Consider the following 21629-nt stretch of genomic DNA (forward strand, 5'->3'; position numbering starts at 1 on the left):
CACACGATCTGCGTCGTCGCGTTGGTCTGCCAGTCGGCGCCTGCGGAGGCCATCTTGCTGCCGGGGAGCGCCTGGGGGATGCCGGTGGCGCCGCTGGCGGCGTTGTAGGCCTGGTAGTTCCAGCCGGACTCACGGTTCCACAGCGAGACCAGGCACGAGAACTGGTCGGCGCCCCAGCCGTAGTCCGACGCCGCCAACGATTGCGCCGCCGCCTGCGCCCCTCCCGCACTGTTGCCGCCCACCGCGGCGGTCGTTCCCGATGTCCCCGACGCCGATTGCTCTTGCTGCGCCTGCTCCTGCTGAGCCTGCTCGGCGGCGCGATGCGCCTCCTCCTCGGCCTTGCGCAGCGCTTCCTCCTCCGCCTTCTTCTTCGCCGCGGCCGCGCGTTTGGCCTCCTCGGCGGCCAGCCGGGCCTGCTCGGCGGCTCGCGCGCCGGCGAGGTCGTCTTCCAACTGCGCGGTCGAGACGCGCACGAGCGCGGTCGCGACGATGAGGTCCTCGGTCTTCTCCGGAATCGCGACCGTCGGGACCAGGTCGATCTCGGAAAGGTCCTTCATCCCGGCGCGCACGTCGCTCGTGTCGATCGTGCTCGCCGCGTCACCGAGGTCGAGCCCGGACAGCGCTGCCTCCGTCTGCGCGACCTGTGCGCGGGCGAGCACCTGCGCGGCGGTGTCGAGCGCCACGACGGTGTCCGACGCGGCAGCATCGAACGTAGGCGCCTGGGTCGCGAGGTTTGCCGCCGTGGCCGCGTAGGCGGGTCCGGCGCTTCCGGCGAGTGCGACGCCGACGGCGAGGGCGACGCCGAGCCGGTGAAGGGGGCGCGGCCGACGCCGCTCACGGCGCAGCGGGGTGCGGGGGATGAGAGTGGATGCGGGCATGGGAGGAGGTCCTCTCGGTCGGCGCGCGGGTTAGCGTCGAGGGCACGTCGGTTCGGGGGGACGTGATACCTCCACGGTGCGCCGTCACCCTGTGCGGTTCACCGGTGCGACCTGAACGCGGCGTGCGAGAAGCCTGTGCCCCTCATGACCGTCCGGGGGCGAGGACGGATGCGACTACCGGCGGTGCGTGCGGTAATAGGCGAGCAGGGCCTGTGTCGAGGCGTCCTGTGCGTCGATCGCAGCCGGGTCGCCGTCGATCGCCGGCGCGATCTGCAGCGCGAGCTGCTTGCCCAGCTCGACGCCCCACTGGTCGAACGAGTTGATGCCCCAGATCGCCCCCTGGACGAACGTGATGTGCTCGTACAGCGCGACCAGTTCGCCCAGCGTGCGCGGGGTGAGCTCGCTGGCGAAGATCGACGTTGTGGGCCGGTTGCCCGGAAAAGTGCGGGCTGCCACGAGCGGCCCGGTGGTCCCCTCGGCCGCCACCTCGGCGGACGTCTTCCCGAACGCGAGCGCCTTGGTCTGCGCCAGGAAGTTCGCCAGGAACAGGCCGTGCACGTCGCGACCGTCGTCGGTGAGCGGATACGCCGGGTTCACGAACGCGATGAAGTCGGCGGGGATGAGCCGGGTGCCCTGGTGAATCAGCTGGTAGAACGCATGCTGGCCGTTCGTCCCCGGTTCGCCCCAGAAGACCTCGCCGGTGTCGCTGGTGACGGGGGATCCGTCCCAGCGCACACTCTTGCCGTTGGATTCCATCGTGAGCTGCTGCAGGTACGCAGCGAACCGGTGGAGCTGCTGCGCATAGGGGAGGACGGCGTGCGATTGTGCGCCCAGGAAGTTCGTGTACCAGATGTTGAGCAACGCCATCAGCACCGGGACGTTCCGGGCCAACGGTGTGCTCGCCATGTGCTCGTCGACGGCGTGGAAACCGGCGAGCAGCTCCCGGAACGCGTCGGGGCCGAGCGTGAGCACCAGCGACAACCCGATCGCCGAGTCGACGGAGTACCGGCCGCCGACCCAGTCCCAGAAGCCGAAGGCGTTCGCGGTGTCGATCCCGAACGCCGCCACTTTGTCGAGCGCCGTCGACACCGCCACGAAGTGGTGAGCTACCGCATCCGCCTGCTGCGGCGCGGACCCGTCGATCGCGCCCGTCGCGGTCAGTCCCGCCCACAGCCAGTCGCGCGCCAGCCGCGCGTTGGTCAAGGTCTCCAGCGTTGTGAAGGTCTTCGACGCGACGATGACGAGCGTGGTCTCCGGGTCGAGGTCCTTCGTCTTGTGCGCCAGATCGAATGGATCGATGTTGGAGATGAAGTGGGCGCGGATGCCGGCATCCGCATACGGCTCGAGTGCTTCGGAGATCATCACCGGGCCGAGGTCGGACCCGCCGATACCGATATTGACGACGTCGGTCACCTTCTTGCCGGTGACGCCGCGCCACTGCCCGGAGCGGACCCGCTCCGCGAACGCGCTCATCGCGTCGAGCACGCCCTGCACATCGTCGTCGACGTGCTGGCCGTCGATGACGAGCGCGGGGGTGGCGCCGGCGGGCCGTCGCAGCGTCGTGTGGAGCACCGCGCGGTCTTCGGTGGTGTTGATGTGCACGCCTGCGAGCATCGCCCGATAGCGTTCGGCGACGCCGGTCTGTTCGGCCAGCCGCACCAGCGCGGCGACGATCTCGTCGGTGATGAGGTTCTTCGACAGGTCGACGCGGAGGTCGGCGGCATCAACCGTGAACCGGGCGACGCGGCCGGGGTCGGCGTCGAACCAGGAGCGGAGGTCGGGGGTGAATCCGTCGCGAAGCTCGGTGAGCTCCGCCCAGGCGGGGGTGGCAGTGGCATCGATGGGGGTGGTCACGGTGACCACGGTAGTCCGACGGGCCCCGCCCCGCACGTGAAGAGGGCCGGTCGGGGAAACCGGCCGACCGGCCCTTCCCTCTTGCCGAGGGGGAACACAGAACGGGGGCTCTGCGTTTATCGCAGTTGGGGGAACTGCAGTGACACGCAGTTTAGGAGCTTGCTCCCCTCCCGGCCAGTGCCTGACGGGGACCCACAGCCGATGCCAAGCCTGCTATCAGGAAGCGCCGGTGCCGCGGCCGGTCACCGCCGCAGCCACATCGCGGCGATCACGGCCGCGAGAGCGATCATCAGCAGGACACCGCCGACCATGCCCGACCATCCGAAACCTGCGAAGGTGAACCCCAGCGCCCACCCGAACAGGCTGGATCCGCCGTAGTACGCGAGGTAGTAGAGGGATGCGGCCTGGGCGCGCGCCTCGGGACGGCTGGCCGCGGGGGCCCAGCCCGACGCGATGGCGTGGGCCGCGAAGAACCCGGCCGTCATGACCAGCAGCCCCGCGATCACCGCCCACAGCGCGCCGGCCAGGGTCAGTGCGAGACCGCCGGCCATCACCGCGAGGGCGGCGAGGAGAACGGGGAGCCGCCCGTAGCGGGAGGCGAGGGCCCCGGCCCACGGGGAGGTGATCGTGCCGGCGAGGTAGGCGAGGAACAGGAACGACACGACCCACAGGGGGAGCGCGAACGGGGGTTCGGAGAGCCGGAAGCCGAGGTAGTTGTACACGGCGACGAAACCGCCCATGAGCAGCAAGGCCTGCGCGTACAGCGCGAGCTGGCGGCGGTCGGCGAGATTGCCGGCGAGCCTGGCGGCAAGGCTCGGGCCGCTGCGCGCCGCCGACGGCGCGAATCCGCGCGAGGCGGGGGTGAAACGCAGGAACAGGACTGCGCAGACCACGCACACCGCGGCGACCGTGAACACGCCCCACCGCCACTGGCCGAGGTCGCCGAACGGCCCGGCGATCACCCTGCCGGCCAGTCCGCCCACGGTCGTGCCGGCGATGTAGCTTCCGGCGGCGGCGGCGGTGTGACCGGCATCGACTTCCTCGGCGAGGTAGGCGAGCGCGATCGCCGGCACCGCCCCGAGCGCGACGCCCTCTCCCGCACGGACCACGAGCAACAGCTCGAGCGTCGGAGCCGCGGGGGCGATGAGCGCGCAGAGGGTTGCGGCGGCGATGCCGACCGTCATCGCCGGCACGCGTCCGATGCGATCGGCTGCCGACGACCAGCCGATCACCGAGGCGGCCACCCCGAGTGTCGTGGCCGAGACCGTCAGCGACGCCGTCGCGGGGGTGACGTCGAAGTCCGCCGCGACCGACGGCAGCACCGCCTGCATCGAGTACAACTGGGCGAAGGTGGCGACACCGGCGAAGAACAGGCCGGTGAGCACGTGGCGGTACGCGCGGCTGCCGGGAAGATGACCGGTGAACACGTGCACCCGTCCACGCTAGCGCCGAGCCGGGCAGCTCAGTCCCGGGACGCCACCGCTCCCAGAGCTGCCTCCTCCACGTGGACGTTGTCGGCGGAGAGTCTCATCACGTCGTTCGCCTTCTTGATCATGATGAACTTCTTCGGCCGGCCGCGCACGACGCTGTAGATGATGACGAAGATCGGCGTGAGCGCCGTCATCGGGGTGAGGATCGTGGCGGCCAGACCCTGCATCACGCGGCTGCCCCAGAATCGTACCGAGGCGACGCGTGCGGTGCTGTGGCCGCTCAGCGGCCACAGCACCCGCCGAGAGAACCACCCCCACGCCTCCCGGTTCGCGGCCTGCTCGCGATTGGGCTGGCCGCCCGCGTTGATCCACCCTGAGATGCCGTAGGAGAAGAACCATAGCGACAACGAGATCAAGAACACCGTGTGCGCTTGGTGCGGCACTTTGATCTGCCCGGTGAGGAGAAGAATGAGCCCGGTCGTCGAAGCGGTCACTGAGATCAGGCCCATCGCGTATTTGGCGGCCTTGAAGATCGCGGCGCCCCGCGGCATGATGTCACGGCTCGCGATGGCGTCGAAGTTGCCCCACGTCCAGCGCCACCGCTGGTTGAGGTTCTCACGGAACGACCAGGGCGAGACCAACTGGATCGCGGCGTGGAAGTAGCCCCAGCTCAGGGCGCGGTGCGCGGCGTTGGTGCCGAACACCAGGTCATCGCTGGCGACGATGCGACGGTTCCAGGTCACGATCTTCTCGGCGTGCCCGGTGATGCACAGTCCTTCCCCGTGCACGAACAGCGGCTTTTGCAGCATGCCCTGAGTGCATGAGCAGTACACGAGACAGTTTCTGGTGCGGATGTCGTCGAGGTGGCTGAGGAGGAAGTGGCGCCAACCACCGATCGCGTACCAGCGATTGGGGACGGTGACGCCCTGACACAGGTCGTAGTCGCCGGTGTAGGCCAGGTTGACGTAGCGGCGCGACGGCAAGGTGTCGTCGTCGACGAGGATGATCTTCACGTCGGGGCGGGACAGCCCGAGTTCCTCCCGCAGTCGCCGCGTGAACTCCAGCGCGCGCGCCTTGTCGATGGGCAGGCACTCGAAGTCGTCGGGCACGACGATGACCCGGTCGACGTTCTCATAGTCCACGAAGTGACCCGGTTCGATCGCGACCCAGATCTGGTACGGCATCTTCAGTTTGTACCCGCGGATCGTGTCGACGGTGCGCTGCACCAGCTCGGGTTCCTTGCCGACCGTGGTGACCTGGATGATCAGCTCCGTGAACTTCCGCGGTGCCCGCCGGTAGCCGATCGTCGCCCAGAGTGCGCCGACGGCCATCATGATCACCTCGACGAGCGGGATGAGGAAGCAGATCAGGAGGAACCAGGGCAGGATGTCCTCGGTCGTCATGCGGGGATGTCCTGTGCCGCGTGCTGCTCGAGATCCTCGACCGAGGGCCGCTCCGTGCGGTATCCCTCGTTGAAGTCCATGACCGCGCGCAGGATGTGGGTGTCGATGCCGATCTGGTCGGCGTAGTGGGTCAGCGCGAGGGTGTCCTTCGGAAGGCACGCGCCGCCGTAGGCCCCGAGGTCGCGGGTGCCGTACCGAGAGTTCCAGCGGAACTCCGCGGAGGCGACGGTCGCCTCGAAGGCGCGGTCGATGCTGCTGCCGTCCAGGCCCGTGTTCTCGCCGATGCGCCGCATCAGATTGAAGAACGAGATCGTCACGGCGTTGCCGACGTTGTTGACATACTTGTGGAACTCGGCCACTTCCAGCGGCAGCCACATCTGCCGTGCCGGCAGGTCCGACAGCAGGTGGTTGGCGAACTTGTGGCTCTGGTTGTGCTTGTCAACGGTCGACAGTGTGACCAGTCGCGGGTTGAGGAAGTCCTCTTCCGCGGTCGCTGCGCGTAGGTACTCGGGGTTGTACACAACGCCGAAGTCGCGCTCGACCGACCGCTGCGACACCTGCTCCAGCCGCGGAATGATCGTGTCCCGCATGGTGCCGGGAGGCATCGTGCAGCGGTACACGAACAGCGGATGGGACTCGGTGCGGCGAAGCTTCTGTCCGAGGCTCTCTGTGGCGTTCATGAGGTGGGTCAGATCCACCCCGTGGTCACCGGTGAGCGCCGTCACGGCGACGAAGACCGCATCGACGCCGTCCAGCGATTGGTCCTGCGGCGCACAGGCGGCGAAACCCTGTGCGCGGACGCGGCTGCGGGCGGTCTCGTTCGTGTCGACGAACGTGACGTCGTGTCCGTGTGTGGCAAGGCCCTTTCCCGTTGCCGATCCGACAACCCCTGCGCCCACGACATGAATGGTCGACATGTGCTACCCCCCTGGTATCGCATGGCGCTGCGTCAGCGATCCACCGCGTGGTGCGGCAAGGCGCTGAGCAGCGACGGTATGTCTGCGCCGAACCCCACGTTCGGCGCACGCGCCACGGTACCCTCCCGGCAACGGTGCCGCGGAAGTTATCCACAGGTTGCGGCGGTGGGCCGGGCGCTCCGGTTGCGGCTGTCAGGATGGAGGCGAATCACTTCAGGGGGTCGTACATGTCAGCAGATTCGACGACGCCGCGCTACATCGGCCGACGGATCGTGGCGCGGGTGATCATCTTCGCGTTGACGCTGGGGATGGTCGCCGCGGTGGCGTCGATGGCCTTCGCCATCCGCTCCGACAAGATCACGCCGTTCGCTCACGTCGAGCGTGAGCCCTTCAACGATGCGTACGACCCGGTGGCGCTGGTGCAGACGGGGCGCCCGCCCAACTCGCTCGCGCGCGATCTCCCCGAACCGGACCCCGCGATTCACTGCATCCGGGTCGAGCGCGACTCGATCACCCTGCTGGCAGGCGGCACCGAGGTGAAAGAGATCCCGGGCACCGCGACCACGATTCCGCAGCTGGCGGCGATGGTCGACGACGGCGACTGGCTCACCGACGAGGGGGGCGGCTCGTACGTCGCACGCGCAGCCATCACGCTCGGCCCGCAGACCCAGTTCGCTGTCGCCGCGCCCGACGTCGACACCCTGTACCTGGCGCACATGAACAGTGTGTTCCTCGGCACCCGCGGCGGGGAGCTCGAGTTCGAAGGGGTCACGATCACCACGCGCGATGTCGGCGCGGAGCCCGAGGCGTACCGGCCGTTCATCGTGGCGTCCCACGACGCGACGATGAATGCGACCGACACCACCTTCAGTGCCCTCGGCTGGGACTGGAACTCCAGTTACGGGGTGTCGTGGTCCCACGGCACCACCGGCACCGTGCAGGACTCGGTGTTCGAGGAGTCGTTCATCGGCGCGTACACCAATGCGGCGGTCGGCGTGCAGTACCTCGACAGCGTGTTCCGCAACAACGCGCTGTACGGACTCGACCCGCACACGTACAGCACGGGGCTCGTCGTCGACGGGGTCGAGGCCTACGGCAACCGCGCGCACGGCATCATTTTCTCCGACCACGTCACCGACAGTGTCGTCCGCAATTCGATCTCACACGACAACGGCGAGAACGGCATCATGATGGACGAGCGTTCCACTGGCAATCTGATCAGCAACAACACCGTCTACGACAACACCGGTGACGGGCTCGTGACGGCGGATTCTCCGGGCACCCGGTTCGAGAACAACACGGTGCGCGACAATCGCGTCGGTGTGCGGATCGATCCGAGCGACACCGCGACCACGCAGTTCACCGACAACCTCATCACCGACAATCGCCTCGCCTCCCAGCATGCGCTGCTGTCCGCTTCCGACACGGTCACGGAGAACGGCGGACAGTGGAGCATGTCGCGACTGAGCCTCATCTGGTCGGTGTACCTACTGATCGTGGCGTTGTTCGCGGTCGCCTCTGCTGCTTCCGTTCTCCGTGAGGAGCGGCGCACGGCGCACTTCCGCGTCGCGACTTGAGGTTCGGCCGGGTCAACCGGCCGAACGGAGGGTCACATCGCCGGCCGACACGCCGACCGTGACCTGGGACGTCGAGCCGGCGACGGAGGTCAACCGATTCTGGAACGACCCGGCGGATACATCCGAGGCCACCGCGTAGGCGCCGTCGGGCAGGGTCATATCGACCGAGCCGGCACTCACCGCGATGTCCACCGAAGCCGGGGGGTTGCCGGTGACGGCGCCGGAGACGCCCCCCGCGCTGACGCCGACCGTCATGCGGTCGACGCCGTCCAGGTTGAAGTCGATATCGCCGGCGCTGACATCGAGCGCCAACTCACGAGCCGAGCCGGACAGTTCCGCGTCGCCGGCACTCATGTTCACCTGCAGCCGGCCGAACGTGCCGTCCGCGCGGACCGTCCCGGCGCTGAGGCCGAGTCGCGCGTCGACACCTGCGAGCTCTCCCGGCAGTGTCAGCACGGCGCTGTCGCCGCCGTCGTGCCAGAGCGACCACAGGCTCCCGCCCGGCCACCATTCGCGCTCCACCCGAACGTCGAGTGTGTCGCCGTCGCGCGTCAGCCGCCAGTCGGTTGCGGTGCTCCCGATCACCTCGAGCGAAGCCTCGGTGGCCGAGTCGTCGAAGCGCACCACGAGAGTGCCGGCCGAGTTGTCGGTGTTCACGAGTGCTACCCCGGCCGAACGTGCCGTCAGGGTGACCTCCGACGACGATGCGGAGGCCGTCCGCAGGGCCGAGATCGTGCCGGTGACGACCGTCCCGCCGAGGATGAGGGCGCCGACGACAGTGAAGACCGTTGCGGTGACACGGGCGGACTGCCGGCGCGCGGGCGGGGTGGTGGAAGCCGGTGCCGGGGTGGGCGGCTGCGGCGGGGGCGGTGCGGTGATACTCACGAGAAGGCTCCGTTCAAGAACGTCTGGTCACCGTGTTCGAGGTGGACGAGCGCGGCGAGGACGCGGCGGTTGCCGTGTTCGTCCTGCTCGAGGTCGAGCTTCTGGAACAACGACGTGATGTGTTTTTCGATGCTGGCTTCGCTGACGAACAGGGCCGCGGCGATCGCTTGGTTGCTCTTGCCCTCGGCGATGAGGGCGAGCACCGCCCGTTCGCGGTCCGTGAGCCGCGCCATCCGTTCGTCCCGCGCCCGCCGCGTGAGCAGCTGCGCGACGACCTCGGGGTCGAGCACGGTGGCGCCGGCCCCGATCCGGTTCACGGAGTCGAGGAAGTCGCGCACATCGGCGACGCGATCCTTCAGCAGATAGCCCAGCGCCGCGCTGTGCGCGCTGATCAGCTCGCTCGCGTACCGCTCCTCGACGTACTGACTGAGAACGAGGACCGGAAGGTCCGGTGAGTGCGTGCGCAGGGCGAGTGCGGCGCGGATGCCCTCGTCGGTGAAGGTCGGCGGCAGGCGCACGTCCAGGATGCACAGCTCCGGCGTGGTCCGGGCGGCGGTGTCGGACAGACCGCTCGCGTCGGAGAGGGCGGCGATCACCTCGTGGCCGGCGTCTTCGAGCAGCCGCACCAGTCCCTCGCGCAACAGTGTGGAGTCTTCGCAGATCAGGATGCGCACGGCACACTCACCTCCAGAGCGGTCGGGCCGCCGGCGGGGCTTTCCAGCCGGGCGGTTCCCCCGGCGGCGAGGATGCGCTGGGTGATGCCGTCCAGTCCGCCGCCGGGGAGAATGCGTGCCCCGCCGATGCCGTCGTCTTCGATGCGCGCCCACAGGGTCTGGTCCGGCCGGCATCGCACCGCGACGCGTGCCTGGCTGCCCCGGGAGTGTTTGGCCGCGTTGGTCAGCGACTCCGCCACGGCGAAGTAGACGGCGGCTTCGGCCGTGCGCGAGCAGCGGGTGTCGATGCGTGTGTCCAGTTGCACCGGGACAGGGGAACGGGCGGCGAGGGCCGAGAGCGCGGCATCCAGCCCACGGTCGTCGAGGACGGACGCGTGAATGCCGCGAGCGAGCTGACGCAGGTCGGTGATGGCGGCCTTCGTCGAGGTGTGCGCTTCGTCGATCAGGTCCTTCGCGGTGGCCGGGTCGGTCTGCAGCTTCTCCTGCGCCATGCCCAGGGTCATGGCCACCGAGACCAGGCGCGGCTGGACGCCGTCGTGCAGGTCGCGTTCGATGCGGGTGCGCTCGACCTCGCTGGCGCGCACCGCGCCGGCGCGCTGCTCCGTCGCGGCGCGCGCCTGTGCGGCGAGCGCGGCGGCGCGGGACGGGGTGAGGATGTCCCGGGTAGCGGCGGCGTGCAGCAGCACGATGCCCGCGCAGACGGCGAGCGAGAGGAGTGCCCCGCTGATCCCCACCGCGGTCGCCCACGCTGCGGGCACCGCGAGGCCGCCGACGACGCGGACTTCTTCGACGCCGGACAGGGGCGCGAACGCGATGACAACGCTCGCCATGAGCGTGCCGATCGCGCTCATCGCCGCCAACCCCAGCAGAGTGGCCAGCGCCGAGCTCAGCGCCCCTCGCCAGGTGGCGCCGTCGGTGGCCTGGCTCCACGTCATCCGCAGCCAGCCGCCGAACCCGGGGCGCTCCCGGCGGCGCGGTTGCAGCTGCGGCAGGCCCAGGCGGTACAGTCCCTCGACGCGCTCGTATTCGATCCAGGCGACGCCGAACAGCCCGTAGGCGAACAGGGACAGGAAGGGGATACCGACGGCGATGATGAGCAGGCCGACGCCGGTGGCGAGCACGCTGATCAGGATCGTGAAGGCGGTCACCCCGAACACGCCCATGGCGGCCAGCTGCGCCAGAGCGGCCGCGTGGGTGAGGACCCGTGGTCGTGGGGGTGCGGCGGTAGTCATGCCTCCACGCTAGGGCGGTGCCCGGCGGGGCGCACCCGAGACACCCGGACATCTGCGTTCGGGATAACCCCCTGCCCCGCGCAGAGGATGGTGGCTTTACTTAGGTGAGGCTACCCTGATAGCGTCGACCGCAAGTGAGGTTTGCCTAACCTACTTCCCGTCCACTGAAGAAATGGAGCCTTCATGTCCCCGCGCCTGCTTCGCCCGTCTGTCGCCGCGCTCACTGCCGCGACCATCGCGACTCTGGCCGGCTGCAGTACCACGACCGCCGCATCGGGCGATGCGGCGACGACGCCGGCCGAGCGACACGTCGTCGTCAACGACAACCATGGCGAGCAGACGGTGACGGTACCGCCGGCTCGGGTCGTGGCCACCGACAACCGCACCATTCAGACCCTCGACGACTGGGGGGTCGAGATCGTCGCGGCCCCCTTGGACATCTTCTCTCCTGCGCTGTCCTATGCGGCCAACCCCGATGTCATCAACCTGGGTACCCACGGAGAACCCGATCTTGAGTCGGTCGTTGCGGCAGACCCTGACCTCATCGTCAACGGTCAGCGGTTCGCGCAGTTCTACAGCGACTTTCAGACCCTCGTACCCGACGCCACAATCGTGGAACTCGACCCACGTGAGGGCGAACCGTTCGCCGAGGAGCTCATTCGTCAGACGACGGCGCTGGGAGAGATCTTCGACCAACAAGAGGCTGCCGCACGGCTGGTTGCGGACTTCGAGGAGCAGATCGTGCGGGCTCAGGCCGCCTACGACGACTCGGATACCGTGATGGCCGTGATCACTTCGGGTGGCGACATCAACTACGCGGCCCCGGTCACCGGCCGTACGCTAGGGCCGGTGTTCGAAATGCTTGACCTGACGCCGTCGCTGGCCTCGGATGGATCGAGCAATCACCAGGGCGATGACATCTCGGTGGAAGCGATCGCGGACTCGAACCCCGACTGGATCCTCGTGATGGATCGGGATGCGGCCGTCGCCGCGAACACCGACGAGGAGTACGTCCCGGCCAGCGATCTGATCGCCGGCTCCGAAGCGCTGCAGAACGTCACCGCCGTCGCAGAGGGGCAGGTGATCTACATGCCGCAGGACACCTACCTCAACGAGGGCATTCAGACCTACACGGAGTTCCTCGTCTCCTTCGCCGAGGCCCTCGAGGGCTGATCCCGTCCGCGGAAGGACCGGTCGGAGGCGAACCTGCGACGACAATGAGGGGAAGACAGCCGGTGGCAACCGGGACAGCGACGAGGTCACGTGGACAGCAGCGGCTGTTCACGTGGCCGTTGTGGGCGGGCGCGCTCGCCGTCGCCGTGCTGCTGGCGGCATCGCTTCTGATCGGGGTCTACGACATCTGGAACCAGCCCGATGGTGCGCAGATGTTCTGGATCACGCGTGTGCCCCGCACCGTGACACTGGTGCTGGCCGGGGCAGCGATCGCGATGTGCGGCCTCGTGATGCAGATGCTGACACAGAACCGCTTCGTGGAACCGACGACGACCGGTACCACCGAGTGGGCCGGTCTCGGGTTGCTGTTGGTCATGGTGCTCTTCCCCGAGGCGCCGCTGTTGGTGCGGATGCTGGGAGCGGTCGGCATGGCCTTTCTCGGCACGATGTTCTTCTTCGCGATCCTCCGCCGCATCATGCTCACCTCGTCGATCATCGTCCCGATCGTGGGCCTGATGCTCGGCGCGGTCGTCGGGGCGGTGTCCACCTACCTTGCGCTGTCGACGAATCTGTTGCAGAGCATGGCGATCTGGTTCACCGGGTCGTTCACCTCGGTGTTGCGCGGGCAGTACGAGCCGATCTGGATCGTACTGGGTGTCGTGGTCGCCCTGTTCCTCACCGCCGACCGGTTCACGATTGCAGGCCTAGGGCAGGACATCGCGACGAACGTCGGTCTCGACTACCGGCGGGTGGTGCTGTGGGGAACCGGTTTGATCGCGCTGGCGGCGGGAACGGTGACCGTCGTGGTCGGAAACCTGCCCTTCCTGGGGTTGGTCGTGCCCAACGTGGTGTCGCTGATTCGCGGCGACGACCTCCGCTCCAATCTGCCATGGGTGGCGCTGGGAGGGGTGGCACTGATCACCGCGTGCGACATCGTCGCCCGCACCATCAACGCGCCCTTCGAGGTGCCGGTCTCCCTCATCCTCGCCATGGTCGGATCCGTCGTGTTCACCGCCCTGCTCCTCCGGCAGCGTCGTCGTGCCTGACCTCGTGACCGGCAGGCGCTCAAGCGTGTTCGCGACCGCTGCCGCGGCCCGCCGCTACGGCGCGGTCATCGGTGCGCTGGCGGCGACAGCGATCCTCCTTGCGGCGGCGGTGCTGCTGTGGGACAACCCGATGCCGGTGGGCAGCGGAGGTTTCTGGCGGATCGTGGACCTGCGGGTGGGGAATCTTGCCGTCATCGCGGTCGTCGCCTTCTGCCAGGGTGCCGCCACCGTCGCGTTCCAGACCGTCGCCGGGAACCGTATCGTCACGCCGTCGATCATGGGGTTCGAATCGCTCTACACTGCGATCTCCACGGCAGCGATCTTCTTCTTCGGAGCCGCCGGCGGCCTCGCGCTGTATGGTGCCGGGGCATACGTGCTGCAGGTGGCGACGATGGTCGCCTTCGCCGCGGCGCTATACGGCTGGCTCCTGTCCGGTCGGCTGGCGAACATGCAGATCATGCTGCTGGTCGGCATCATCCTGGGTGGTGCGCTGGCAGCGTTCTCCACGTTTCTGCAGCGGCTGCTCACGCCGACCGAGTTCGACCTGCTGACGGCGCGGCTGATCGGCAGTATCGCGAACGCCGACGTCACCCATCTCGGCCTGGCGGCGCCGCTGGCGCTTCTGGCCGGTCTCGGACTGTGGTGGAGCGGGCGGCGCCTCGATGTGTTGGCGTTGGGCCGCCCCGTCGCGGTGAGTCTCGGCTCGGAACAGCAGCGTGAGACGATGCTCGCACTGCTGCTGGTCTCGGTACTGATGGCGGTGTCGACCTCGCTCATCGGACCGATGACCTTTCTCGGCTTTCTCGTCGCGATGATCACCTACCAGCTCGCCGACACATATGCCCACCGCAGGTTGTTCCCGATGGCATGGTTGGTCGGCTTCGTCATCCTTGCTGGCGCTTACGTCGTCATGAAGCACGTGTTCTCGGCACGGGGCGCCGTCGGTATCATCGTCGAGATCGTCGGTGGCGTGTTCTTCCTGGTCTACCTGTTGCGAAAGGGACGATTGTGATCGAGCTGTCCGCCGTGGAGAAACGCTACGACGCCGAGGTATCGATCGGGCCGGTGGATCTGAAACTGCCCGTCGGCGGCGTCACCGCGATGGTGGGTCCCAACGGCGCCGGGAAGTCGACGCTGCTGACCATGATCGGTCGCCTGCTGGAGGCGGATGCCGGGTCGATCTCGGTGGGCGGTCACGATGTGTCGGCGACCCGACCTCGCGATCTCGCAAAGGTGGTGGCGATTCTGCGGCAGGAGAACCATTTCGTCACGCGGCTCACCGTGCGACAGCTGGTCGGTTTCGGCCGATATCCGCACTCCCACGGGCGCCTGACCGTCGTCGACGACGCGATCGTGGACCGGGCGATCGATTTTTTGGGGTTGCGCCTGCTGGAGGCGCGCTATCTGGATGAGCTCTCCGGAGGTCAACGCCAGCGCGCCTATGTCGCGATGGTGCTCGCGCAGGACACCGACTACATCCTCCTCGACGAGCCGCTGAACAACCTCGACATGCAGCATGCGGCCCAGATGATGCGTCACCTGCGCGGAGTCGCGCGCGAGTTCGGCCGCACCGTCGTCGTGGTCTTGCACGACATCAACTTCGCCGCGCACTACGCCGACCGCATCTGCGCCGTCAAGGAGGGCCAGGTTGCGGCGTTCGGCCCGCCCGAGGAGATCATGCGTGATGACGTGCTGTCGGCGCTCTTCGACACCCCGGTGCAGGTCATCGACGGCCCGCGCGGGCCGCTCGCGGTGTACTACTGAGTGGTGACGGGGTGGGTCACAGCCGGGCGCCGTCGTCGAACGGGTCGTCGAGCCCGGGGGTGCGGCCGCGCCACGACTCGTAAGCGATGAGCCATCCGATCGAGATGATCACCGCGACGGTGAGACCGAGCCACACGTTCTGCATGATCAGGCCGAACAGAACGCCAAGGCCCAGCAGTGCCACGCTGCCGATCACCCAACCGATGCGTCCTCGTGGCCATCCGGTGTTCCGTGCGTGCATGTCCTCCACAGTACGGGGCGCGACCTGTGCCGGTGTCACTGCGGCGGCGCGTTCACCGCGAGCATCCAATCGATGCCGAACCGGTCGGTGAACATGCCGAACCGACCGCCCCACGGTGGCACCTCGAAGGGCATGACGACGGTGCCGCCGTCCGTGAGGCTGTCCCAAGCGGCTTGCAGGCGTGCCTCGTCGTCGCCGTTGAGCGAGACGGAGATGCCCGCGGGCGCGGCGTAGGGCATGGAACTCGGTGTGTCGGCGGCCATGAGCACCAGGCCCTCCGCCGTGGTGAGTTGGCCGTGCATGACCAGGTGTGTTTCGCTCGGATCGATCCCCATGTCGGGGAAAGCCGTGAAGTCGTCAATCGCCAGGGTGCCGCCGAGCGCGGCGTGGTAGAACTCGAGGGCGGCGCGGGCTGTGCCCCGGAAGGAGAGATAGGGATTGAGGTTCATTCCTGAAGTGTGTCGCTGCTGCCCGACATCCGCAACGGTCAGCGATGCCGGTGGTCCTCAGGGTGCAGCCGAGGGGCGCGGCGGGGCTCGCGGACACCGCTGAGCGCCAGCAGCCGGATGACCCGCTGACGGTGACCGGACCACGGCGCGAGCAGTTCGCGCATCCCGTCGTCGTCGGTCCGTGATCCGGTGAGGGCATACCCCACCTCGTGCGCGACGTGTGCGTCGCCGAAGCTCACTGCGTCGGGGTCGCCGAACGCGCGAATGCGGGTTTCGGCGCTGGTCCACACACCGACGCCCGGCATACTCGTGAACACGCGGTCGCGCCCGTCGCCGTCTGGAGCGTGCCCGGCGGCGCGCTCGAGCGCGGGGCGACGGCGTGCGGCTGCCACGATCGTCCGGGACTGCGGGGGCTCCAGCCCAGCCCGGTGCCAGCCCCAGCTCGGCACCAGCTGCCACTGCGCGGGTGGGGCGAACATCGGCCGTGGGGTGGGGCCGGGGGCACGCTCGCCGAACCACGTCAGCACGCACCGCCAGGCGTGGAAGGCCTGCAGGCCGGTGATCTTCTGTTCGAACACGGCGGAGGCGAACGCGTCGAACACGAGGTCGGTGCGGCCCAGGCGAACGTCCGGGTGCCGGCGGTGCAGTTCGGCGACGAGAGGATGACCGGCCGCGTCGAAGCCGGCGGGGTCGTCGTCCGCGCCGCAGAGGCGGGGGAGCTGGTCGAGCGCCCACTCGGCGCCCGGCCCCCACGCGGCGGCGCGGGTGCGGGCGGGTTCGATGCGCAGCGCGAGGGTGGCCAGGCCCGCCGGGGTGCGGGACACGCGCCAGATCACGCCGGCGGCCTCGGTCTGCGACGGGTCGCCCGGCCCGTGCTGCTGCGGGCGCACCGCGCGCCGCACGTCGATCGGAGTGCGCGGACGGAACTCGGTCTCGCCGACCGGCGCCACCGCGGCCAGCCCCGAGCGGTGCTCGGCTGTCGGCGTCCGCGTTCCCCGTCTCACGCGGCCCACTCTACGACCCACTCCCGACCCCGTCCGGCGCCACGGCTGTCGAGGGTGCGCATTCTGCGGTGTGGGCCGCTCCGGGGCAGCAGTTCGCGCAATCCCGGCAGGGTGCGGGTCAGACGCGGTCGGGGGAGGGAGCGCCGTGGCCGTAGCGGATGACGACATCGGCGTGGCGGTCGAACCGGTAGCCGACGCCGCGCACGGTGCGCACGATGTCTTCGTAGCGGCCGAGCTTGCTGCGCAGGCGACGGACATGCACGTCGATCGTGCGCTCGCCGGGCACATCATCCTCGGTTGCGCTGTTCCACAGGGACGAGACCAGTTCGGTTCGCGCGATGGTGCGGCCTTCGCGCAGCACGAGGTCCTGCAGCAACTCGAACTCCTTGAAGGTCAGCGGCGCGGCCGCGCCTTCGATGTGTACGCGCCGACGGGAGATGTCGATCGTCACACCGCCGGGCACGTGGTCGATCTCGGGCTCGTCCTGCTTGGTGGCGGCCACTGCGCTCGGCTCGTGCAGGGCGAGCCGCACCAGGTCGACGTCGCGTCCACCCGCTCCGCTCGGAGCGAGCGCGACGGTGGCGTACGACTGGGCGTGCGGGGCCAGTTCGGCGAGGGTGGCGCGCAGCGCCGTGACGAGGGTCGACAGGCTGACCCCGTCGACGGCAGCCTTGGCTTCGTCGATGCCGACGTAGAGGGCGAAGCCGCGTGGTGCGGACCCCGACGGGGTCGCCGGATGCGCGGTGGCGGCGACGTCTTCGACGGGTCGGAGGTGGCGGGGAGCGGGACGGGAAAGGAGGGCGGTGGTCGACATCAGGATGTCCTTCGGGGTGGAACCCGGGGGTGAACCACGGGTTCGGAGGGGTCTTGCCGGTGGCCGTTGCGGCCGGGTGCGAGGTGACGGGGTGTGGTGCGCTCCGTCGCCTCGGGGGTCGCTGCCGTGTTCAGAAACGGGGTGACCCAGCGGGATCTCGCGTCAGCGACACATTCGGCAACACATGACGACGCGCGCGGGCATCATGCATCCCGCTGTTCCGTTCGCCTCCCGGGCGGACAGAGTGCGTGCGAAGTCAGTCATGCCGTCGATTATGACGAACGATGTCCGAGTGTGTCAAACTTCGGTCGCTCTCCGTGGATCGGAGCCCGCCCCACTCACCTCGGAGCATCTGAAGGGGGAGTGCCCATGGTGGCGCCGCGCGGGCGTACGGTGGGGGGATGAGCGATTTGATTTTCGCTCACGAACCCGATGCCTCGCGCTACGCACTGCGGCGCGGAGACGATCTCGTGAGCGTGCTCGACTACCGGGACGACGGGCGCACCGTCGCCCTCACGCGCGCCTACACCGTGCCCCCCTTTCGTGGCCACGGCTACGCCGGGGAACTGGTGGCGCGCGCGGTGACCGAACTGGAACGTGCGGGCGACCGCCGCGTCAGCCCGGTGTGCTGGTACGTCGCGGACTGGTTCGCCGAGAATCCCGACCGCGCCGGCATCCTCGCCGAGCGACGCGCCGGCTGAGCAGCCCGGTCGCCGTGCATCGCGTCCCCGTCGTCGGTGCCGTCATCGAGCGGGACGGGCGCGTCCTGTGTGCTCGCCGCGGCGACGGCACCTTCGCGGGCCTGTGGGAATTCCCCGGCGGCAAGGTCGAAGCGGGCGAGACACCGCAGCAGGCCCTCGTGCGCGAGATCGGCGAGGAACTCGGATGCCGGGTGTCGGTGGGTGCCTCACTGACGACGAGCGTCAACGCCGCACCGCACGTGGAGATCGAGCTGACGACGTACCGTTGCGCCCTGATCGACGGTGAGCGGCGTGCGCTCGAGCACGCCGAGGTGCGGTGGGTGCCGGTTGCGCGGTTGCGTGACCTGTCCTGGGCGCCCGCCGACCTCGCGACGGTCGCGATCCTCGACCCCGCGCGCTGAGCGCGACCGCGCGCCGCGTCGGCGGCGTCGCGACACGCGGTCATGCCTCCGTGAGCCGATCCCGGGAGGTGACGATGACCCACGTACGTGCGCGTGCCGTCATCCGCTGAACGTATGCCGTCCCTTCCACAGTTCAGTCCGCGCGGCACCGCGGTGCGCAGTCAGCGCACCGGCGCCACGGAGTCGCCCGCCGACGCGCAGTCCCTGCGCGGTATGCCGGCGAGTGTAGTTACCGTTGCGGGCGGACGACACGCACTCCGGCACGGGCCAATCTGAGGGGGTCGCGTCGATGATCCGGCGTCGGCAGAAAGGAACGATGATGATCGAGACAATCGAAGTCACGGCCCCGCACGCTGCGCCGCCCAGACCCGCTCGGCGCTCACGGAGGACGTGGGCGCTGCGCGGTGCCGTCGTGGCGTGTGCCGTGGCGGCGGGAGCCCTCACCGCCCCGGCCGCGTACGCGCAGGCGGCGCCTGCCGCACAGAGCGAGCCGACACGGTACATCTGCCCACTGAGCAACGGGTGTCCGCCTGAGCTGGACCCACGCCCGCCTCAGCCGGGTCCGCCGACTCCGCGCCCGCCTCAGCCGGGTCCGCCGACTCCGCGCCCGCCGATCTTTGATCCGATCCCGTGCTTCCCCGGCGAGGGGTTCTGCTACGTCATCCCCTGACCGGGAAGGGCACACGTACTCTGCGGCGCGGGGGTTCGCAGAGCCGGGGTGGGGCTGGGAGAGCGACCCGGCCCCACCCCGTGCGGGATGTCACCCGTCGCCGCGCGGGGCGTCCTGCTCGGCATGGACGAACCCGCTCTTCCACGCCAGCGCGACCACCGCGGCGCGGTCCCGCGAACCGGTCTTCATCAGGGTGCGCGCGACATGCGTTTTCACGGTCGCCTCCGAGATCACGAGGGCTTCGCTGATCTCGCTGTTGGACATTCCCTGTGCGACGAGAAAAAGGACGTGCTGTTCACGCGGCGTCAGCACCGAGGTGATGACGTTGACGCCGTCGCCGGCCTGAGTGAACTGTCCGCGCAGCACGTTGACCACTTTCGCGGCGACGAGGGGGTCGAGCCAGGCCCCGCCGGAATGGACGTGTCGGATCGCCGCGATCAGTTCGGAGGCGGCGGACTGCTTCAGAAGGTAGCCGCTTGCGCCGGCGCGCAGCGCGTCGTAGACGAGTGACGCGTCGTCGAAGGTCGTGAGCGCCAGGACTGCGATCTCGTCATGATGGCGGGTGATGGCGGCGGTGGCGGCGACACCATCCACCTCCGGCATCCGGAGGTCCATGAGGATGACATCGGGACGGGCCATCTCGGCCTCGTGGATCGCTTGTCGACCGTTCGCAGCGTGGCTGACCACCTCCATGCCGTCGGCGGCATCGAGCAGCATGTGCAGACCGTTGCGGACGATCTCGTGGTCGTCGACGATGAGTACGCGCACCGTCGCTGCGGAGGCCGTCATGACTGGCTCGCGACCGGTCTGGCGGACGGTGTGCCACGGGTCGCGCTGTTGCGGGGCGCGGGGAGGGTGGCGGTGGTGCGGAATCCGTCCGATTGAACTGCAACGGTCAGGTCGCCGCCCAGTGCCCGCATGCGTTCCGACAGTCCGATGAGTCCCAAGCGGCTGCCCGGAGGCGCGTCGTGGTCACGCGACGACGGCGTCGGACCGCTCAGAATGTCGATCGTGAGGTTCTCCGCCCGCCAGGTGACCTCGATGGCGACCGTGCTGCCGGGGCCGGCGTGTTTCATCGCGTTGGTCAGCGACTCCTGCACGCACCGATAGGCCGCCACATCCACGCTCGGGTCGAGCGGACGCGGCGAGCCGTACTGCGTGAGTGTGACACCGACCCCGCCACCGCGCGTGCGTTCGAGCAGCGGCTCGATGTCGGACAGTCCGTTGAGTCGTTCGGGGTCACCGCCGCGGGCCACCTCCGCGCCGCGCATCGTGCGGACGAGTCGATGGAGTTCGCGGACGGCCTGCGCGCCGGTGTCCTCGATCGTTGCGAGCGCCGCAGCCACACGCGCGGCACGGCTGCCCGGCGCGGGCCGCTCGGCGTTGGCGAGAGCCTTCGCGCCGGCGGCCTGGAGTGTGATCGCCGACACGGCGTGCGCGACGATGTCGTGCAGATCACGCGCGATCGCGTGTCGCTCGGTCTCTCGGGCTCGCGCTTCGATCTCGTCGAGCGACAGCTCGAGGACTTCGACCCTGTGTAGATAGCGGTGTGCCCACCGCCCCGCAGCCCACACGGCCGCGGCCAGCAGCCACCAGATGGCCAAAGGGACGAGAAAGGACACGGGTGTCAGCTCGCCGTACCAGCCCGCGGCGTTCCACGCGTTCAGCGACAAGGGCACGGCCGCCACCGGCAGCGCGATCCAGGCAGACCGGGCGTCAAGGCAGCGCGCCAGGATGAACAGGGCGATCAGAATGCCCGCGAACGGCTCCCACCCGGGTGTCGCCCACCCGATGAGCAGTGAGACGGCGCAGGTGGCCGCGAACCCGACCCACGGATGCAGCCAGCTCAGGGCCGCTGTCGCCAGCCCGATGGCCGCGACGCCGGCGAACACCGCCGCCGGCACCGATCCGCCCCACCGTAGCGCAGCGGGTTCTGCTCCCCGCACCGCGTACTCGAGACCGAGACCGGCGATGCACGCGACGAGTGTGACGGTCCAGCGGATCATGGGCGGGGTCTACAGGCATGCATCATGGGAAAGACCCAGCACCACATCGGCCGACCCGCGTACGTCAGCTCCGACGGCACCGGGAGTACGGGGTCTGCTATTTCGAGCGCGAGGGCGGAGCCCAGCCCGAGGTCGGTCGAGGGCTGCCGAGCGACGTGGACCGTGACGACGTCGACCACGACGGTGCCATCGTCGAGCTTGCGCCCCCCGTCGCACCGGTCGCGAAGGTGGGATATGTCCAGGACCAGCGGGAACGGCAGCATGTCCACCGTGATGATCGCGGCCTGTGCGGTGACGATGTGGCCGGTGGCGACGAGCCGCCCCAGCGAGCCGTCGGGTGTCAGCCCGTGAACGGGAACGGTCTCGGCCTGGGCGACTGCCGCACGATAGGTCTCGGCGGTGACTTTCGATTCAGATGCCATGCTCCCAGGGTTCCCCTGCACGGCGGTGCCGTCGTCATCCGATGACGGTATTCGCCCTACATCGTCGATGGTACCGACGCGCGCGGAC

At 69.0% G+C, this 21629-nt stretch carries 22 protein-coding genes; 7 read left to right on the top strand and 15 right to left on the bottom strand.

The window, feature by feature from the left end:
• The 5 genes from ACK5KK_RS06625 to ACK5KK_RS06645 form a co-directional block, all read right to left on the bottom strand.
• Positions 1-878: lytic transglycosylase domain-containing protein (locus ACK5KK_RS06625; protein ID WP_416889299.1), on the bottom strand; the 878-nt coding region annotated here is incomplete at its 3' end.
• 174 nt (positions 879-1052) lie between these two features.
• The gene (pgi, locus tag ACK5KK_RS06630; protein ID WP_416889300.1) at positions 1053-2732 is read right to left on the bottom strand and encodes a glucose-6-phosphate isomerase; all 1680 of its coding nucleotides are present in this window, start codon (positions 2730-2732) and stop codon (positions 1053-1055) included.
• A 242-nt stretch (positions 2733-2974) separates the two neighbouring features.
• Positions 2975-4165 (bottom strand): MFS transporter, encoded by a 1191-nt coding sequence (locus ACK5KK_RS06635; protein ID WP_416889301.1) that lies wholly within the window; start codon positions 4163-4165, stop codon positions 2975-2977.
• Between the two features lie 29 nt (positions 4166-4194).
• Positions 4195-5565, bottom strand: coding sequence for a glycosyltransferase family 2 protein (locus ACK5KK_RS06640; RefSeq protein WP_416889302.1), 1371 nt, complete (start codon positions 5563-5565; stop codon positions 4195-4197).
• A complete protein-coding gene (locus ACK5KK_RS06645; protein ID WP_416889303.1) occupies positions 5562-6482 on the bottom strand; it encodes a 2-dehydropantoate 2-reductase N-terminal domain-containing protein in 921 nt (306 codons plus the stop codon). Before ACK5KK_RS06645 ends, ACK5KK_RS06640 begins: the two co-directional genes overlap by 4 nt.
• 227 nt (positions 6483-6709) lie before the next feature.
• On the opposite strand from ACK5KK_RS06645, the gene ACK5KK_RS06650 reads away from it, so the two are divergent.
• Complete coding sequence (locus ACK5KK_RS06650) at positions 6710-8059, top strand: right-handed parallel beta-helix repeat-containing protein (protein ID WP_416889304.1); 1350 nt, start codon at positions 6710-6712, stop codon at positions 8057-8059.
• 12 nt (positions 8060-8071) lie between these two features.
• On the opposite strand, the gene ACK5KK_RS06655 is transcribed toward ACK5KK_RS06650, so the two are convergent.
• From ACK5KK_RS06655 to ACK5KK_RS06665, 3 genes are read right to left on the bottom strand one after another with little or no spacing between them, the layout of a single operon-like run.
• On the bottom strand, positions 8072-8944 hold the full coding sequence (locus tag ACK5KK_RS06655; RefSeq protein WP_416889305.1) for a hypothetical protein: 873 nt from the start codon (positions 8942-8944) through the stop codon (positions 8072-8074).
• Positions 8941-9618: a response regulator gene (locus ACK5KK_RS06660; protein ID WP_416889306.1), complete on the bottom strand. Its 678-nt coding sequence runs from the start codon at positions 9616-9618 to the stop codon at positions 8941-8943. The genes ACK5KK_RS06655 and ACK5KK_RS06660 overlap by 4 nt, the downstream gene beginning before the upstream one ends.
• The gene (locus tag ACK5KK_RS06665) at positions 9606-10850 is read right to left on the bottom strand and encodes a sensor histidine kinase (protein ID WP_416889307.1); all 1245 of its coding nucleotides are present in this window, start codon (positions 10848-10850) and stop codon (positions 9606-9608) included. The genes ACK5KK_RS06660 and ACK5KK_RS06665 overlap by 13 nt, the downstream gene beginning before the upstream one ends.
• Before the next feature lie 183 nt (positions 10851-11033).
• Between ACK5KK_RS06665 and ACK5KK_RS06670 the strand changes: the two genes are divergently transcribed.
• From ACK5KK_RS06670 to ACK5KK_RS06685, 4 genes are read left to right on the top strand one after another with little or no spacing between them, the layout of a single operon-like run.
• Positions 11034-12023, top strand: coding sequence for a siderophore ABC transporter substrate-binding protein (locus tag ACK5KK_RS06670; protein ID WP_416889308.1), 990 nt, complete (start codon positions 11034-11036; stop codon positions 12021-12023).
• Positions 12024-12067: 44 nt separating this feature from the next.
• Positions 12068-13069 (top strand): ABC transporter permease, encoded by a 1002-nt coding sequence (locus ACK5KK_RS06675; RefSeq protein WP_416889309.1) that lies wholly within the window; start codon positions 12068-12070, stop codon positions 13067-13069.
• Positions 13062-14081 carry an iron chelate uptake ABC transporter family permease subunit gene (locus ACK5KK_RS06680; protein WP_416889310.1) on the top strand — a complete coding sequence of 340 codons (1020 nt, stop codon included), beginning with the start codon at positions 13062-13064 and terminating at the stop codon, positions 14079-14081. Before ACK5KK_RS06675 ends, ACK5KK_RS06680 begins: the two co-directional genes overlap by 8 nt.
• Positions 14078-14833 (top strand): ABC transporter ATP-binding protein, encoded by a 756-nt coding sequence (locus tag ACK5KK_RS06685; RefSeq protein WP_416889311.1) that lies wholly within the window; start codon positions 14078-14080, stop codon positions 14831-14833. Before ACK5KK_RS06680 ends, ACK5KK_RS06685 begins: the two co-directional genes overlap by 4 nt.
• 16 nt (positions 14834-14849) lie before the next feature.
• On the opposite strand, the gene ACK5KK_RS06690 is transcribed toward ACK5KK_RS06685, so the two are convergent.
• The 4 genes from ACK5KK_RS06690 to ACK5KK_RS06705 form a co-directional block, all read right to left on the bottom strand.
• Positions 14850-15074: a hypothetical protein gene (locus ACK5KK_RS06690; RefSeq protein ID WP_416889312.1), complete on the bottom strand. Its 225-nt coding sequence runs from the start codon at positions 15072-15074 to the stop codon at positions 14850-14852.
• 35 nt (positions 15075-15109) lie between these two features.
• A complete protein-coding gene (locus tag ACK5KK_RS06695) occupies positions 15110-15523 on the bottom strand; it encodes a VOC family protein (protein WP_416889313.1) in 414 nt (137 codons plus the stop codon).
• 38 nt (positions 15524-15561) lie between these two features.
• Entirely contained in the window at positions 15562-16482 is a 921-nt protein-coding gene (locus ACK5KK_RS06700; RefSeq protein ID WP_416889337.1) for a DNA-3-methyladenine glycosylase family protein, read from the bottom strand.
• A gap of 163 nt (positions 16483-16645) precedes the next feature.
• A complete protein-coding gene (locus ACK5KK_RS06705; RefSeq protein WP_416889314.1) occupies positions 16646-17341 on the bottom strand; it encodes a winged helix-turn-helix domain-containing protein in 696 nt (231 codons plus the stop codon).
• Positions 17342-17742: 401 nt separating this feature from the next.
• On the opposite strand from ACK5KK_RS06705, the gene ACK5KK_RS06710 reads away from it, so the two are divergent.
• Together ACK5KK_RS06710 and ACK5KK_RS06715 are read left to right on the top strand one after the other, a co-directional pair.
• Positions 17743-18042 carry a GNAT family N-acetyltransferase gene (locus ACK5KK_RS06710; RefSeq protein WP_416889315.1) on the top strand — a complete coding sequence of 100 codons (300 nt, stop codon included), beginning with the start codon at positions 17743-17745 and terminating at the stop codon, positions 18040-18042.
• A gap of 14 nt (positions 18043-18056) precedes the next feature.
• Complete coding sequence (locus tag ACK5KK_RS06715) at positions 18057-18443, top strand: (deoxy)nucleoside triphosphate pyrophosphohydrolase (RefSeq protein ID WP_416889316.1); 387 nt, start codon at positions 18057-18059, stop codon at positions 18441-18443.
• A 760-nt stretch (positions 18444-19203) separates the two neighbouring features.
• On the opposite strand, the gene ACK5KK_RS06720 is transcribed toward ACK5KK_RS06715, so the two are convergent.
• The 3 genes from ACK5KK_RS06720 to ACK5KK_RS06730 are packed head-to-tail and all read right to left on the bottom strand — an operon-like array spanning position 19204 to position 21541.
• Positions 19204-19902, bottom strand: coding sequence for a response regulator (locus ACK5KK_RS06720; protein WP_416889317.1), 699 nt, complete (start codon positions 19900-19902; stop codon positions 19204-19206).
• Complete coding sequence (locus tag ACK5KK_RS06725) at positions 19899-21119, bottom strand: sensor histidine kinase (RefSeq protein WP_416889318.1); 1221 nt, start codon at positions 21117-21119, stop codon at positions 19899-19901. The genes ACK5KK_RS06720 and ACK5KK_RS06725 overlap by 4 nt, the downstream gene beginning before the upstream one ends.
• Entirely contained in the window at positions 21116-21541 is a 426-nt protein-coding gene (locus tag ACK5KK_RS06730; RefSeq protein WP_416889319.1) for a hypothetical protein, read from the bottom strand. The genes ACK5KK_RS06725 and ACK5KK_RS06730 overlap by 4 nt, the downstream gene beginning before the upstream one ends.
• Positions 21542-21629 lie beyond the last annotated feature (88 nt).

This window comes from Microbacterium sp., assembly GCF_047972865.1.
Lineage (GTDB): Bacteria > Actinomycetota > Actinomycetes > Actinomycetales > Microbacteriaceae > Microbacterium.